The sequence below is a fragment of the Rhodosalinus sp. genome (genome assembly GCF_046542825.1).
In the GTDB taxonomy this organism is placed as follows: domain Bacteria; phylum Pseudomonadota; class Alphaproteobacteria; order Rhodobacterales; family Rhodobacteraceae; genus Rhodosalinus.
Genome location: NZ_JBKHAQ010000015.1, coordinates 1 through 14,133, shown reverse-complemented (window position 1 = coordinate 14,133; position 14,133 = coordinate 1). Strand labels below are relative to the sequence as shown.

The window sequence follows — 14,133 nt, the reverse complement described above, 5'->3', positions numbered from 1 at the left end:
GCGCGTCACTCCACCGGCAGCGCCCGCTCGACGAGGCGGGCATAGAGGCTCGCGCCCACCGGCGCGATCTCGTCGTTGAAATCATAGGCCGGGTGGTGGCACATCGGCGTCTCGCCCTGCCCCACCAGCAGATAGGCGCCGGGCCGCGCCTCCAGCAGATAGGCGAAGTCTTCCGCGCCCATGCTGGGCTCGGTCTCGGTGTCCACCGCATCGCCCACGATGTCGCGCGCGACCTCCGCCGCGAAGGCGGTCTCGCGCGGGTGGTTGACGGTGGCTGGATACCACCGGTCGTAGGCCAGATCGGCCGTCACGCCATGCGCCGCGGCAGCCCCCTCGATCACCGCGCGCACCCGGTCCTCGGCCCAGTCGCGCCAGTGAGGGTCGAAGCTGCGCACGGTGCCGGCCAGCATCGCGGTGCCGGGGATCACGTTGGTCGTGGTGCCGGCCTGCACCTGCGTGAGCGCGATGCGCAGCTCGGCGCGCGGATCGGCCTCCGACGGCAGGGCGCGCAGCGCCTGCGCGGCGGCCAGCGCCGCAGGAATCGGGTCCAGCGCCTCGTGCGGGCGGGCCGCGTGCCCGCCCTTCCCGCGGAAGGTCACGCGGTAGTCGTCCACCGCCGCCATGATCGGGCCGGCGCGCGTGGCCACATGCCCGACGGGCAAGCCGGGGCGATTGTGCAGCGCGTAGACTTCGCGCAGCTCGAAACGGTCGGGCACGCCCTCCTCCACCATGACGCCGCCGCCGCCGCCATCCTCTTCGGCGGGCTGGAAGATCACCACCGCGCGGCCCGCGAAATTGCGCGTCTCGGCGAGGTATTTCGCCGCGCCCAGCAGCATCGCGGTATGCCCGTCGTGGCCGCAGGCATGCGCCCGCCCCGCCACGGTCGAGGACCAGTCCGCACCGCTTTCGTCCGGCATGGGCAGCGCGTCCATGTCCGCGCGCAGGCCGAGCGCGGGCCCCGCAGCCCGGCCCTGGATCACGCCCACCACGCCGGTCCGCGCGATTCCCTCGTGCACCTCGTCCACGCCGAAGGCGCGCAACTGCGCGGCCACGAAGCGCGCCGTTTCGTGGCAGTCGAAGCCGATTTCCGGGTGCGCGTGCAGATGCCGCCGCCAGCCGGCCATGTCTGGGGCCAGCGCGGCGATACGGTTGATGACGGGCATGGACTCCCCCTGTGTCGCGGGCCAGTCTCCCCTTCAAACAGCAAGACGGGATAGGCCGCAATGCCCGACGATCCATTCCCCGGCCTCGCGGGTCTCGACCGCCTGCGGGCCGTCATGGCCCGCCTGCGCGACCCCGAGGCGGGCTGCCCCTGGGATATCGAACAGGACTTCGCCAGCATCGCGCCCTACACCATCGAGGAGGCCTACGAGGTCGCCGACGCCATCGAGCGCGAGGCCTGGGACGAACTGGAAGGTGAGCTTGGCGACCTGCTGCTGCAGGTGGTCTATCACGCGCAGATGGCCGAGGAGGCCGCGCTCTTCGACTTCGAGTCCGTGGCGCAGAAGATCGCCGACAAGATGGTGGCCCGGCACCCGCATGTCTTCGGCGAGGAAAGCCGCGAGAAATCGGCCGCGCAGCAGACCCGCGACTGGGAGGCGGTGAAGGCCGCCGAGCGCGCGGCAAAGGCCCGCGGTGGTGTGCTGGACGACGTGGCTCTCGGCCTGCCCGCCCTGATGCGCGCGGTGAAACTGCAGAAGCGCGCGGCGCGGGTAGGATTCGACTGGCCCCACGCAGGGGAGGTGCTGGACAAGATCGCCGAGGAGGCGGCGGAGCTGACCGAGGCGCGCGACCGCCTGGGCCCCGCGGAGATCGCGGAGGAGTTCGGCGACCTGCTTTTCGTCATGGCCAATCTCGCCCGGCACTTGCGAGTGGACCCCGAAGAGGCGCTGCGCGGCGCCAACGCCAAGTTCACGCGGCGTTTCCGCGCGATAGAGGCCGCGCTTCGGGCACAAGGCAAGCGGCCCGAGGAGTCGGACCTGGCCGAGATGGACGCGCTCTGGGAGGCGGCGAAGCGCGCCGAGCGCGCGGGGTGATTGCGCCGCCCGCCCGCCTCTGCCACTTGTGACGCGCAGCACGACAGGACAGCCATGCCGCCCCGCCGCATCATCATCGACACCGACCCGGGACAGGACGACGCGGTCGCCATCCTGCTCGCGCTGGCCAGCCCCGAGGAGATCGAGGTGCTGGGGATCACGGCGGTGGCGGGCAACGTGCCCCTGCCGCTGACCGCCCGAAATGCCCGGATCACCTGCGAACTGGCCGGGCGGCCGGACATCCGTGTCTTCGCCGGCTGCGACCGCCCGCTGGAGCGCCCGCTGGTCACCGCCGAGCATGTGCACGGCCGCACCGGCCTCGACGGCCCCGAACTGCCAGAGCCGCGCATGGCGCTGCAAGAGGCGCATGCAGTCGATTTCATCGTCGAGACGCTGCGCCGGGAGCCTGTGGGCTCCGTCACGCTCTGCCCGCTCGGGCCGCTCACCAATATCGCCACCGCCTTCCGGCGCGCGCCCGACATCGTGGCGCGCGTGGCCGGGATCGTGCTGATGGGCGGGGCCTATTTCGAGGTCGGCAACATCACGCCTGCGGCAGAATTCAACATCTACGTCGACCCGCAGGCCGCCGAGATCGTTTTCAAATCCGGCGCACCGATCACGGTCATGCCGCTCGACGTGACGCACAAGGCGCTGGTGACGACGGCGCGCAACGACGCCTTCCGCGCGCTCGGCACGCCGGTGGGCCAGGCCGTCGCGCAGATGACCGATTTCTTCGAGCGTTTCGACAGGGAGAAATACGGCTCCGAGGGTGCGCCGCTGCACGACCCCTGCGTGACGGCCTGGCTGATCCGGCCGGAGCTCTTCTCGGGGCGCCTCGTCAACGTGGAGATCGAGACCGGGTCGGAGCTGACGCTGGGCATGACGGTCGCCGACTGGTGGGGCGTGACGGACCGCGCGCCCAACGCGACCTTCATGGGTGATGTCGACGCCGACGGCTTCTTCACCCTGCTCACCGAGCGGCTCGCGCGGCTATGAGCGCAGCACTGCACCTGGCACGGCCCGAGGATCTGGAGCGCGTGCTGCCGCTGGTGGCGGCGATGCACCAGGAACAGGGGCTGGCGCCGGACGACGCGCACCGCCGCGCCGCGCTGGCGCCGCTGCTCGAAGGCTCGCCGCACGGCGCCGTCTATCTGATCGGTCCCCGTGGCGCGCCCATAGGCTATCTCGTGGTGACCTTCGGCTGGTCGGTGGAGTTCGGCGGGCTCGACGCCAACGTCGACGAACTCTACGTCCGGCGCGCCGTGCGGGGCCGGGGCATCGCGGGCGACGCGCTCGACGCGCTGGCGCGGGCCCTGCGCGAGGCGGGCGTGCGCGCATTGCACCTCGAGGTCGACCGCGAGGACGCCGTGGCGCGGCGGCTCTGCACCCGCGCGCATTTCGCCCCGCGCGACCGCTGCATGCTGATGTCGCGGAAACTGTGAACGGGCAAGCGGTTTGAAACCGCTTGCAAGCCGCTTCCAAGCGGCTTGCAAGGGCCTTCCCAAGGCCCTTGCGCGGACGCCTCTGCGCCGTCTGCCGATCGCTCCATGCCGGCAGGCTCCCGCGCCGGGCTGGCACGGCTTCGGCGCTGCGCCTATATGCGGGACATGACACTCGCGATCCCCTTCGACAACAGCTATGCGGCCCTGCCGCCGAGCCTCTTCACCCGGATCGACCCGACCCCTGTGAAGGCGCCGCGGCTTCTGGCCTTCAACCATGCTCTGGCCGAGGAGTTGGGAATCGTCCCCGGAGACGAGGCAGAACTGGCCCGCGTCTTCGCGGGCAACGAGGTGCCGGAGGGCGCCACTCCGATCGCCCAGCGCTACGCCGGCCACCAGTTCGGGCAGTTCAACCCACAGCTGGGCGACGGGCGCGCGCATCTGCTGGGCGAGGTGGTGGACAGGCATGGCCGCCGCCGCGACATCCAGCTCAAGGGGTCGGGGCGCACGCCCTATTCCCGCATGGGCGACGGACGCGCCTGGATGGGGCCCGTGCTGCGCGAATACGTGGTGTCCGAGGCGATGCATGCGCTGGGCATCCCCACGACCCGCGCCCTCGCCGTGGTGGCCACGGGCGAGCCGGTGGTGCGCGAGGCGGTGCTGCCGGGCGCCGTGCTCACCCGCGTCGCCGCCAGCCACATCCGGGTGGGCACCTTCCAGATCTTCGCGGCCCGGGGGGACATGGACGCCCTGAAGGCGCTCTACGAGCACACGGTGGCGCGTCACTACCCGGAGGCCGACGGGCCGAAGGCCCTGCTCGACGCGGTGATCGCGGCACAGGCGCGGCTGGTGGCGCAGTGGATGAGCGTAGGCTTCATCCACGGCGTGATGAACACCGACAACTGCGCCGTTTCCGGCGAGACGATCGACTACGGTCCCTGTGCCTTCGTCGACGACTATCACCCCGAGACGGTGTTCTCCTCGATCGACCGGATGGGCCGCTATGCCTATGCCAACCAACCCGACATCGCTGTGTGGAACATGGCGCAGTTCGCAACCGCGCTGGTGCCGCTGATGCCGGACGCCGAGCGGGCGGTTGAGGAGTTCACGCAGTCTGTCCATGCCATGCCGGCGCTGCTGCGTGCCGAATGGCTGGCGCGCTTCCGCGCCAAGCTGGGACTGGCGACCGGGGACGCGGACGACGCCGCTCTGGTCTCGGACCTGCTCGACATCATGGCGGCGCAGGGCGCGGATTTCACCAACACCTTCCGGGGGCTGGCCGAGGGCACGGCGCGGCGCGAGTTTTCCGACCCCGCACCCTTCGACGCCTGGGAGGCGAAATGGCGCCGCAGGCTCGAGGCCGAGGACGGCGACCCGGAGGCACGGATGCTGGCCGCGAACCCCGCCGTCATCCCGCGCAACCACCGCATCGAGCACATGATCGAGGCCGCGGTCGGCGGTGACATGGGACCCTTCGAGACCTTGATGCGGACGCTGGCGACACCCTACGAGACGCCCGAGGTGGCGCTGCTCACCACCCCGCCGCGCCCGGAGGAGCGGGTCGAGGCGACCTTCTGCGGCACCTGAGGCGGCGCAAGGTCCCGTCGCTGTCGGAGAGCGAAGCCCGCGCTTCGGCACTGCCGCCGTGGGGGCTTCGCGCCCCCACACCCCCGCGGGGTATTTCGAGCAAGAGGAAGGAAACGGTGCGGCCTGTTTCCCCTGGATGCGCGCAGGCATGCGGCGGTGGCGCCGGGGCCGGGTCAATCCTTCGCGCGCACCCTTTGCAGGAGCGGCATGAGGTCGGCCATCTCGGGACCGCGCTCGCGGCCTGTCAGCGCCTTGCGCAGCGGCATGAAGAGCGCCTTGCCCTTGCGGCCGGTCCTCTCCTTGACCGCACCGGTCCAGTCGCCCCAGGTTTCGGGCCCGTAGGGCGGATCGGGCAGGAGCGCCACGGCCTCGGCCACGAACTCCGCGTCCTCGGGCGCGATCGCGGGCTCCGCGCCGTCGCGGCAGAGCGCCCACCAGCCGGCGAGGTCTGCGCGCGTCTCGATGTTCTCGCGGGCGACGGTCCAGAACCGCTCGGCCAGCGCGTCGGGCACGCCCAGCGCCGCGATCTCTCCCTGCACGGCCTCGAAGGGCAGCGCGTGCAGGTGGCGCGCGGTCAGGGGAAAGAGATCGGCCGCGTCGAACCTGGTGGGTGCCGCGCCGAACTTCGACAGGTCGAATCCTTCGGCCAGCCGGTCGAGGTCGTCCGTCAGCTCGACCGGATCCGAGGAGCCCAGCCGCGCCATCAGGCTCAGGAGCGCGGCCGGTTCCACCCCCTGCGCCCGCAGGTCGCGCAGCGCCAGCGTGCCCAGCCGCTTCGACAGCGCCTCGCCCTGCGGGCCGGTCAGCAGCGAGTGATGCGCAAAGCGCGGGCAGCGGCCGCCCAGCGCCGCGATGATCTGGATCTGCGTGGCGGTATTGGTGACGTGGTCCGCGCCGCGCACCACGTCCGTCACGCCCATCTCGGTATCGTCGACGACCGAGGCGAGCGTGTAGAGCACCTGTCCATCGGCGCGGATCAGCACCGGGTCCGAAACCGAGGCCGCGTCGATCGACCGGGGACCGAGGATGCCGTCCTGCCACTCGATGCGCTCGTGGTCGAGCCGGAAGCGCCAGTGCCCTGGCCCGCGCGCGGCGCGCAGGCGGTCCTTCTCGTCCTCCGACAGGGTCAGCGCGGCGCGGTCATAGACCGGCGGACGCCCCATGGCGAGCTGCTTGCGGCGCTTGAGTTCAAGCTCTTCCGGCGTCTCGAAGCATTCGTAGAGCCGGCCCATCCCGCGCAGCCGCTCTGCGGCCTCCTCGTAGCGGTGCAGGCGGGCCGACTGCCGCTCGATCCGGGCCCAGGTCAGGCCCAGCCAGGTCAGATCCTCCTTGATCGCCTCGACATATTCCTCCTTCGAGCGCTCCGGGTCGGTATCGTCGATGCGCAGGATGAAGGTGCCGCCCACCTTGCGCGCGATGAGATGGTTCATCAGCGCGGTCCGGAGGTTGCCCACATGCAGGTAGCCCGTGGGCGAGGGCGCGAAGCGGGTGGTGGTCATGGACGCAGCCTCCTGTCGGGGGCTTCCCGTGTCACAGGGGCCGCGTCTTGTCCAGCGCCTCGGTGGGTCCCTGCCCTCGCCCAGTCGCACCCGGCCGCGGCGATGCCCCCGGAGCAGCGCCGCCGGATCGGTGACGCAGGGCCCGGGGCTGCCGGGGATCGCGGGGTGGCGGAAGAGGCGCGGCTTCGCCGTCAGGGGCGGATGCCAGCCGAGGCCTTGCGGCGTGGCGCAAGGCGATGCGTGACCGACCGGCAGCATGCGCGATCCCCCGGCAGCCCCGAGCCCTGCCGCCGCGATCACCTCTGCGTGAGCCCACAGCGAGTCTGCGCCTTCGCACAAGGGCGCGCCGCCGAAGCCGCCTATCCTTGCCGCAGGGACAACATGTGGAGGATCCCGATGACCAATCCCAGTCTGACCCGGCGGCAGGCGATTGCCGGCGCCGCCGCCCTGCCGCTCGCCGCGGCCGCTGCGGGGCGTGCCGCCGCCTCGGCCCCGATGATGGGCAACGACATTCCGACCCACGCGCGCTTCACGCTGGGCGGCTTCGAGGTCACCACGCTGCTGGCGGGCACCCGCGTGGTGCCCGACCCGCAGACCATCTTCGGCCTCGACGTCTCCGAAGAGGCCTTTGCCGAGGCGTCGGAGGCGGCGATGATCCCCACCGACGCGAGCCGCTTCTACTTCACGCCGACGGTCGTGAACACGGGCTCGGAACTCATCCTCTTCGACACGGGGCTCTCACCCGCCGGCACGCTGGCCGCGCTCGAAGCCGCGGGATATTCCGCGGATCAGGTCGGGCATGTCGTCATCACCCACATGCACGGCGACCACATCGGCGGGTTGATGGACGGCGAGACCGAGACCTTCGCGGGCGCGCGTTACTTGACCGGGGCGACCGAACTCGATGCCTGGGACATGTCCGGCAACGAGACATTCGAGGCAAAGGTGCGCCCGCTGGCCGAGGCGGGCAAGATCGAGACGCTGGAGGACGGCGGCAGCGTGGCGCCGGGCGTCACCGCCATGGCGGCCTTCGGCCACACGCCCGGGCACATGGCCTACATGCTGGAAAGCGAGGGCCGGCAACTGCTGATCGCGGCCGATTTCGCCAACCACTACGTCTGGTCGCTGGCGCATCCCGACTGGGAGGTGCGCTTCGACATGGACAAGGAGGCCGCCGCCGCCACGCGCCGGCGCCTGTTGGGGATGCTGGCCGCGGACAGGGTGCCCTTCGTGGGCTACCACATGCCCTTCCCCGGCCTCGGCTACGTCGAGACGGCCGGCGACGGCTTCCGCTACATGCCGCACAGCTACCAGCTGACCATGTCGGAGTGATCGGCCCGACGCCCCGGGCCGCTCCTTCGGCCCGGGGCGCTGGCGGAACGCCGGGCCGTGCGCCCGGACGGTGAGCGAGCGGCGCACGCCCCGCGCCACCGGGACCACCCGGTGCAGCCTGAAGGCTGGAAAGACGGCCGCCGCCCCCTGCCCGCGCGCCGCGCTCTCGGGCGCGGGCCCGTGCATCACCTGCAGCGCGCCGCCCTCGTAGTCGGCCGGGTCGGACAGCTGCACCACGACCGTGAGCTTGCGCCGCCGGGCAAGCGGCCCGTCGCCCAGATCCGCGTGCCAGTCGAAATGCCCGCCCTCGCGCGCGGCATAGGTCGCCACCTGCGGGCTTTCGGCAAACTCGGTCAGGTCGAAGCCGAAGACGTCCCTGTTGGCCTCCCGCATCAGCGCGATCAGCCGCCCCATCATCCAGCCCGCGCGCCCGCCGCCTCGTCGAGCCAGGCAAGCCGCGCGCGCCGGATGTCGTGATCGCGTGCCGCTCCCGCCAGCCGCGCCTCCCGTTCCGGTGCGGTTTCGGCAAGCGCGAGGATCGCCCCGCATTCGGTAGTCTCAAAACCGCGACGGGAATGAAGCATGAGCATCGGCAAGGCCTGCAAGACGCCCCTGCCGTCACCCTGCCGGCCGCCAAAGCCTGTCGTGCGCGCAACACGCTTGCCGCGTTCGGCACGCCGCGGAAGCGGTGCACCGCAGGACCGGCCGCCTCGTGCAGGCCCGTCGCTCCGGTCCGGCGTGCAGGCCCAGGTCCTTGTGTCTTCCTGGACGAAAACACTTCGGGGAGTCGGAGGCCGACGGGGGCAGCGCCCCCTGATGCGCGTCGGGACCGCGCTACAGCCCCAACCGGTCGCGCAGGAAGGCCAGCGCCACGCTCAGCCCGTCGGGCGCGATCCCATGACCCGTGCCCTTCATGATGTGGGCATAGACCTCCTCCCAGCCGGCCTTCTGCAGCGCCTCGGCCGCCTCGGGCAACGACTGCACCGGCACGACGTCATCCGCATCGCCGTGCACCAGCAGGACGGGCGGGCGGACCCGCACCTCGTCGGCCAGCACCTCGGGCGCCAGCAGGCGGCCCGAAAAGCCCACCACGCCCGCGACGGCGTCCTCGCGCCGGGGCGCCACGTGCAACGCCATCATCGTGCCCTGGCTGAAGCCCACCAGCGCCACCTGTTCGGGCAGCAGGTCCTCGTCCACCATGACGCCGTCGAGAAAGGCGTTCAGGTCGTCGATCGCCGCGCGCATCCCCGTCTCCGCGGCCTCCTCGGAGGAGCCGTCGATCCAGGGGATCGGGAACCACTGGAAGCCCAGGGGCGAGGCGGCGCAGGTCTCGGGCGCGTCGGGCGCGACGAAGAGCGTGTCGGGCAGATGCGGCGCCATCGGCTCGGCAAGGCCCAGAAGGTCCGCCCCGTTCGCCCCGTAGCCATGCAGGAAGATCACCGCCGAGCGGGTCGACCCCGACTGCGGCTCCACCCGGCCGGCCTGCAATGCGCGCGTCATGCTCTTCCTTCCCTTGCTGCTTCGCCCCAAAGGGGCATCCCGCGCTCGCGGTATCGGGTCGCCCTCTCCAGGACAAGCGAGGACGGCACGGCCCTGCGAGCGCGGCGCCGACGACGCCGGTTTCGGTCCGGGTCTTCCCGAAGCACTCGGGCGCCCGCCGTGGGGTCGGCGGGAGCGCGCCCCCAGCTCTGCGCGCGGGTCATGCCACGCCCTCCCGATCCTTTGCGACACGGTAGTAGGCCCAGAGCGCGCGCGCCGCAACCGCGCGCCAGGGCGACCAGGCAGCCGCCATCTCGCGCAGCGCGCGCTCCTTCGGCCGCTCCGGCAGAGCGAAGAGCATCCGCGCGGACTCCTGCAGCGCAAGGTCGCCGGGCGCGAAGACGTCGGCCCGGCCCAGCGAGAACATCGCGTAGATCTCCGCCGTCCAGACGCCGATGCCCGGCACCTCGGTCAGCCGCTTCACGACCTCTTCCGTCGGGGTCTCGCGCAGCGCGGCATAGTCGATCCCTGCCGTCGCCAGCGCGCGGGCATAGCGGATCTTCTGCCGGCTGAGGCCCGCGGCGCGCAGCGCCTCGTCGTCGGCGCCCAGGATCGCGGCCGGCGCGGTCAGTCCGGCCGTCTCCATCCGGCCCCATATGGCGCGCGCGGCGGCCACGCTGACCTGCTGGCTCACGATCGCGCCCAGCAACTGGTCGAAGCCGTCCGGTCGCCGGCGCAGCGGCAAGGGGCCGGTCAGCTCCAACGCGCAGGCAAACCGCGGCTCGGTCTGCGCCAGCCACTCGGCGCCCTCGGCCACGCAGGCTTCGGTCTCGATGATGCGTCCGACCATGACGCCCCCTTTCGACGCGCGACCCTAGCGGGCGCCGCGCCGGCCGACCATGCCCGGCAGGACGCATTGCACGCACCGCATGTGAGACCTTGCCACCGCCCGTGCCAGGGTCTACCCCTCGGCGCATGACCGACGCGACAGCCCCCGCCGCCCTCGACGATACGCGCGCCAGGCGCAACGTGACCGTGCTGGTCGCCGCGCAGGCGATCCTTGGTGCGCAGATGCCGATGATCTTCACCATCGGCGGGCTGGCGGGCCAGTCGCTGGCGCCCAACCCCTGCTTCGCGACGCTGCCAATTTCGCTGATCGTGCTGGGATCGATGCTCTCGGCCACGCCGCTTTCGGCGGCGATGCAGCGCTGGGGCCGGCGGACCGGCTTCTTCCTCGGCGCCGCGGGCGGCGCGCTGGGCGGTCTGGTGGGTGCGATCGGCCTCTGGCAGGGGTCCTTCGCGATCTTCCTCGCCGGCAGCCTGCTGACCGGGCTCTACATGTCGGCGCACAACTTCTACCGTTTCGCTGCCGCGGACACCGCCTCCGACGCCTTCCGTCCGAAGGCGATCTCCTACGTCATGGCGGGCGGGCTTCTGGCCGCGATCATCGGCCCGCAACTGGTCAAGGTCACGAGCGACGCCTTCGTGATTCCCTTCCTCGGCACCTATATCGCCGTGATCGCGCTCAACCTGCTGGGCTCCCTCCTTTTCCTCGGCCTCGACATCCCCCGGCCGCCGCGCCCCTCCGAGGATGCGCCCAAGGGCCGCTCGCGGCGCGAGCTGATCACCACGCCCGCGATCGCCGTGGCGGTGATCTGCGCCACCGTTTCCTACGCGCTGATGAACCTGGTGATGACCTCCACGCCGCTTGCCGTGGTGGGCTGCGGCTATGGCGCCAACAATGCCGCCGACGTGGTCACCGCGCATGTGCTGGCGATGTATGTGCCCAGCTTCTTCACCGGCCACCTGATCGCGCGCTTCGGCACGCAGACGATCATGGCGACGGGCCTTGCCATCCTTGCCGCGGCGGGCGGCGTGGCGCTGATGGGGGTGGAGCTGGAGCACTTCTTCGTCGCGCTGGTGCTCTTGGGCATCGGCTGGAACTTCGGCTTCATCGGCGCCACCACCATGCTCGCCGGCCAGCACGAGCCGCACGAGCGCGGGCGGATGCAGGGCCTCAACGACCTGATCGTCTTCGGCGGCGTGACCTTCGCATCGCTCTCGTCCGGCGGGCTGATGAACTGCACCGGCGGCACGGCCGAGGCCGGCTGGACCGCCGTGAACCTCGCCATGGCGCCCTTCCTCGCGCTCGCCGGCGGTGCGCTGATCTGGCTCTGGCTCAGGCCGCAGGCACGGCCGATCTGACGCTGCGGGCTGCCGCCCGCACCGCCGCCGCAAGGCGGCCCCGGTGAAGGTGTCGCGCCGCAGGCGCGTCCGCCAGAGAACCGCCCGTCACCAGCGCCCCGCCGCCGCCGCGATCAGCGCCAGTCGCTCGCGAACGGGGGCTGGCCGGAGGCGCCCCGCCGCGACGCGCGCGGGATCGGCGGCGGCGCGTTGCAGAACCGCCTCGGCCGCTCGCACGTCGATGAGCGCGGCCCGCGCCGCCTTCGACACGCCCGCGCGCCGCGCGCGCGCACCCGCCAGACGCGCCAACCCCTCCCGCGCCAGCCGCGCCACCGCCTCGGGGCGCCCGTCGGGCAGCGGCAACCGCCCCCGCGCCTCCAACTCCGGCACCGCCATCAGCCAGGCCGCGAGGCCCTGGGCCTGTCCCGCCGCGCGGACCACTTCTTCCTGTGCCGGACCAAGCGCGCGCGCGGCCACCCAGTGCAGCGTCCCGGCGGTCGCGTCGAGATAGGCCCAAAGCGCCGTTGCGTCCGCGAAGGGCGCGCGCTCCAGATCCGCACGCCGGGCGGCCACCAGCCCGTCGAGCAGCCGCGCGCCCTCGGCATCCAGCGCGCGGGCCAGCGGGACAACCACCTCGTGCCGCCGGGCGGGCTGCCCCTCGGCGATCTCCTGCAGCGCCTCGCGCCACCACTGCAGGCGAATCTCGGCCAGCATGGGCTCCGACACGACCCAGGGCGCGCGGGCCACCTCGAGGTTGAAGGCATAGAGCGGAAAGAGCACCTTGCGGGCCGCGGGCGGCGCGGCCATGGTCGCGCGGAAGCGGTCCGGGTCGCCGCGCTCGACCAGCGCGGCGCAGGCCCCGATGTCGTCGCGCTCAGGCATCGTGCCGGACCCGTCCGGCCGGCATGTGTCGCGGCCTGAGCGCAGGAGGCTGGCGCGGGCCGGCGACCGACCCTGCGACCGCCGCCGGGGAACCGAAGGACGTGGCTCGCATCATCCGCAGTCAGGTAAGCGCCGCACGGCGCGGATCAATCACCCGCGTCGGGCGCAATGCGCCCGGTCCCGAGGCGCGTCTCACGGCGTGCAAGCCGAAACGGGCGCCGGCGCGTCGCGCAGCAGCTTCCAGGTGATCGCGTCGAGCAGCGCCTCGAAGCTCGCGTCGATGATGTTGGCCGAGACGCCCACGGTGGACCAGCGCCGCCCCTGCCCGTCCTCGCTGTCGATGATGACGCGGGTGACGGCCTCGGTCCCGCCCTGCGTGATGCGCACCTTGAAGTCCACCAGGCGCATGTCGTCGATCGCCGCCTGCCAGGGGCCCAGGTCCTTGGCCAGCGCCTTGGCCAGCGCGTTGACCGGGCCCCGGTCCGTGCCGGCGTCATCCAGCGACTCGCTGACCGAGAGCTTCTTCTCGCCGCCCACCTTCACCACGACGACGGCCTCCGACAGGCTGACCATCCGGTCGTACTTGTTCTTCCGCCGCTCGACGGTGACCTTGTAGCGCTTGACCTCGAAGAATTCGGGCAGACGGTCCAGCGCGCGCCGCGCGAGAATCTCGAAGCTCGCCTGCGCGGTGTCGTAGGAATATCCCTCCGCCTCGCGCGCCTTGACCTCTTCCAGGATGCGGGGCAGCGCGGGGTCGTCGCGGTCCACCGTCAGCCCCGCCTCGGCCAGCCGCCCGCGCAGGTTCGACAGCCCCGCCTGGTTCGACATCGGCACCACGCGGGCGTTGCCCACGCGGGCGGGATCGACGTGTTCGTAGGTGGCCGGGTCCTTGAGGATCGCGCTTGCGTGCAGCCCCGCCTTGTGCGCGAAGGCCGAGGCGCCGACATAGGCCGCCTGCTTTATCGGCACGCGGTTCAGGATCTCGTCCAGCATCCGGCTGGTGCGCGTGAGCCCCTCCAGCGCGGCATCGCTCACGCCCGTCTCGAAGCGGTCGGCCCAGGGCGCCTTGAGCTTCAGCGTGGGGATCAGCGCGGTCAGGTTGGAGTTGCCGCAGCGCTCGCCCAGCCCGTTGAGCGTGCCCTGCACCTGCCGCGCGCCGGCCTCGACCGCGGCAAGGCTGCCGGCGACCGCCGTCTCGGTGTCGTTGTGGGTATGGATGCCAAGGCGGTCGCCGGGGACGCCGCTTGCGATCACCGCTTCCACCACCCGGCCGATGACCGCAGGCAGCGTGCCGCCGTTCGTGTCGCACAGCACCACCCAGCGCGCGCCGCCCTCCAGCGCGGCCTGCAGGCAGGCGCGGGCATATCCGGGGTCGCTGGCGTGGCCGTCGAAGAAATGCTCGGCGTCGAAGATCGCCTCGCGCCCCTGTGCCACGACATGCGCGACCGAGCGGCGGATATTGTCGAGGTTCTCGTCGCGCGTGATGCCCAGCGCGCGCTCGACGTGGTAGTCATGCGCCTTGCCGACAAGGCAGACGGTGCCGGTGCCGGCGTTGAGCACGCCTGCAAGGATATCGTCGTTCTCCACCGAGCGGCCCGTGCGCTTGGTCATGCCGAAGGCGGTCATCCTCGCGCGGGTGGCAGGCGCCGAGGCGAAAAAGGCGCTGTCGGTCGGGTTCGCGCCCGGCCAGCCGCC

At 71.9% G+C, this 14,133-nt stretch carries 13 protein-coding genes and 1 pseudogene; 6 read left to right on the top strand and 8 right to left on the bottom strand.

The genetic code is table 11. The features are described 5' to 3' along the window. Positions 1–5 precede the first annotated feature (5 nt). A complete protein-coding gene (locus tag ACLFOB_RS03615; RefSeq protein WP_410924913.1) occupies positions 6–1,163 on the bottom strand; it encodes an amidohydrolase in 1,158 nt (385 codons plus the stop codon). Positions 1,164–1,223: 60 nt separating this feature from the next. Between ACLFOB_RS03615 and mazG the strand changes: the two genes are divergently transcribed. The 4 genes from mazG (at position 1,224) to ACLFOB_RS03595 (ending at position 5,062) form a co-directional block, all read left to right on the top strand. Next, the gene (gene mazG / locus ACLFOB_RS03610) at positions 1,224–2,036 is read left to right on the top strand and encodes a nucleoside triphosphate pyrophosphohydrolase (RefSeq protein WP_410916129.1); all 813 of its coding nucleotides are present in this window, start codon (positions 1,224–1,226) and stop codon (positions 2,034–2,036) included. 54 nt (positions 2,037–2,090) lie between these two features. Further along, the gene (locus tag ACLFOB_RS03605; RefSeq protein WP_410924912.1) at positions 2,091–3,032 is read left to right on the top strand and encodes a nucleoside hydrolase; all 942 of its coding nucleotides are present in this window, start codon (positions 2,091–2,093) and stop codon (positions 3,030–3,032) included. Continuing rightward, positions 3,029–3,478, top strand: a complete 450-nt coding sequence (locus ACLFOB_RS03600) for a GNAT family N-acetyltransferase (RefSeq protein WP_410916131.1) — start codon at positions 3,029–3,031, stop codon at positions 3,476–3,478. The genes ACLFOB_RS03605 and ACLFOB_RS03600 overlap by 4 nt, the downstream gene beginning before the upstream one ends. A gap of 165 nt (positions 3,479–3,643) precedes the next feature. Then, positions 3,644–5,062 carry a protein adenylyltransferase SelO gene (locus ACLFOB_RS03595; protein ID WP_410924910.1) on the top strand — a complete coding sequence of 473 codons (1,419 nt, stop codon included), beginning with the start codon at positions 3,644–3,646 and terminating at the stop codon, positions 5,060–5,062. A 173-nt stretch (positions 5,063–5,235) separates the two neighbouring features. Here ACLFOB_RS03595 and gltX read toward each other — a convergent pair whose 3' ends face one another. Further along, entirely contained in the window at positions 5,236–6,561 is a 1,326-nt protein-coding gene (gene gltX / locus ACLFOB_RS03590; RefSeq protein WP_410924908.1) for a glutamate--tRNA ligase, read from the bottom strand. A gap of 396 nt (positions 6,562–6,957) precedes the next feature. On the opposite strand from gltX, the gene ACLFOB_RS03585 reads away from it, so the two are divergent. Further along, complete coding sequence (locus ACLFOB_RS03585) at positions 6,958–7,893, top strand: MBL fold metallo-hydrolase (protein ID WP_410924907.1); 936 nt, start codon at positions 6,958–6,960, stop codon at positions 7,891–7,893. 129 nt (positions 7,894–8,022) lie between these two features. On the opposite strand, the pseudogene ACLFOB_RS03580 reads toward ACLFOB_RS03585, so the two are convergent. From ACLFOB_RS03580 to ACLFOB_RS03565, 4 genes and pseudogenes are all read right to left on the bottom strand, one after another. Then, positions 8,023–8,286: pseudogene (locus tag ACLFOB_RS03580) on the bottom strand (2OG-Fe(II) oxygenase); the annotation flags it as partial. Between the two features lie 20 nt (positions 8,287–8,306). Continuing rightward, on the bottom strand, positions 8,307–8,483 hold the full coding sequence (locus tag ACLFOB_RS03575) for a hypothetical protein (RefSeq protein WP_410924905.1): 177 nt from the start codon (positions 8,481–8,483) through the stop codon (positions 8,307–8,309). 244 nt (positions 8,484–8,727) lie between these two features. After that, a complete protein-coding gene (locus tag ACLFOB_RS03570; RefSeq protein WP_410916138.1) occupies positions 8,728–9,393 on the bottom strand; it encodes an alpha/beta hydrolase in 666 nt (221 codons plus the stop codon). A 199-nt stretch (positions 9,394–9,592) separates the two neighbouring features. Then, positions 9,593–10,222 (bottom strand): DNA-3-methyladenine glycosylase family protein, encoded by a 630-nt coding sequence (locus ACLFOB_RS03565; protein ID WP_410924903.1) that lies wholly within the window; start codon positions 10,220–10,222, stop codon positions 9,593–9,595. A gap of 125 nt (positions 10,223–10,347) precedes the next feature. Between ACLFOB_RS03565 and ACLFOB_RS03560 the strand changes: the two genes are divergently transcribed. Further along, the gene (locus ACLFOB_RS03560; protein WP_410916140.1) at positions 10,348–11,577 is read left to right on the top strand and encodes an MFS transporter; all 1,230 of its coding nucleotides are present in this window, start codon (positions 10,348–10,350) and stop codon (positions 11,575–11,577) included. A gap of 87 nt (positions 11,578–11,664) precedes the next feature. On the opposite strand, the gene ACLFOB_RS03555 is transcribed toward ACLFOB_RS03560, so the two are convergent. Both ACLFOB_RS03555 and cimA read right to left on the bottom strand, forming a co-directional pair. Further along, positions 11,665–12,438, bottom strand: a complete 774-nt coding sequence (locus ACLFOB_RS03555; RefSeq protein ID WP_410924901.1) for a squalene/phytoene synthase family protein — start codon at positions 12,436–12,438, stop codon at positions 11,665–11,667. 192 nt (positions 12,439–12,630) lie between these two features. Continuing rightward, on the bottom strand, positions 12,631–14,133 hold a 1,503-nt coding region (gene cimA / locus ACLFOB_RS03550; protein ID WP_410924899.1), incomplete at its 5' end, for a citramalate synthase.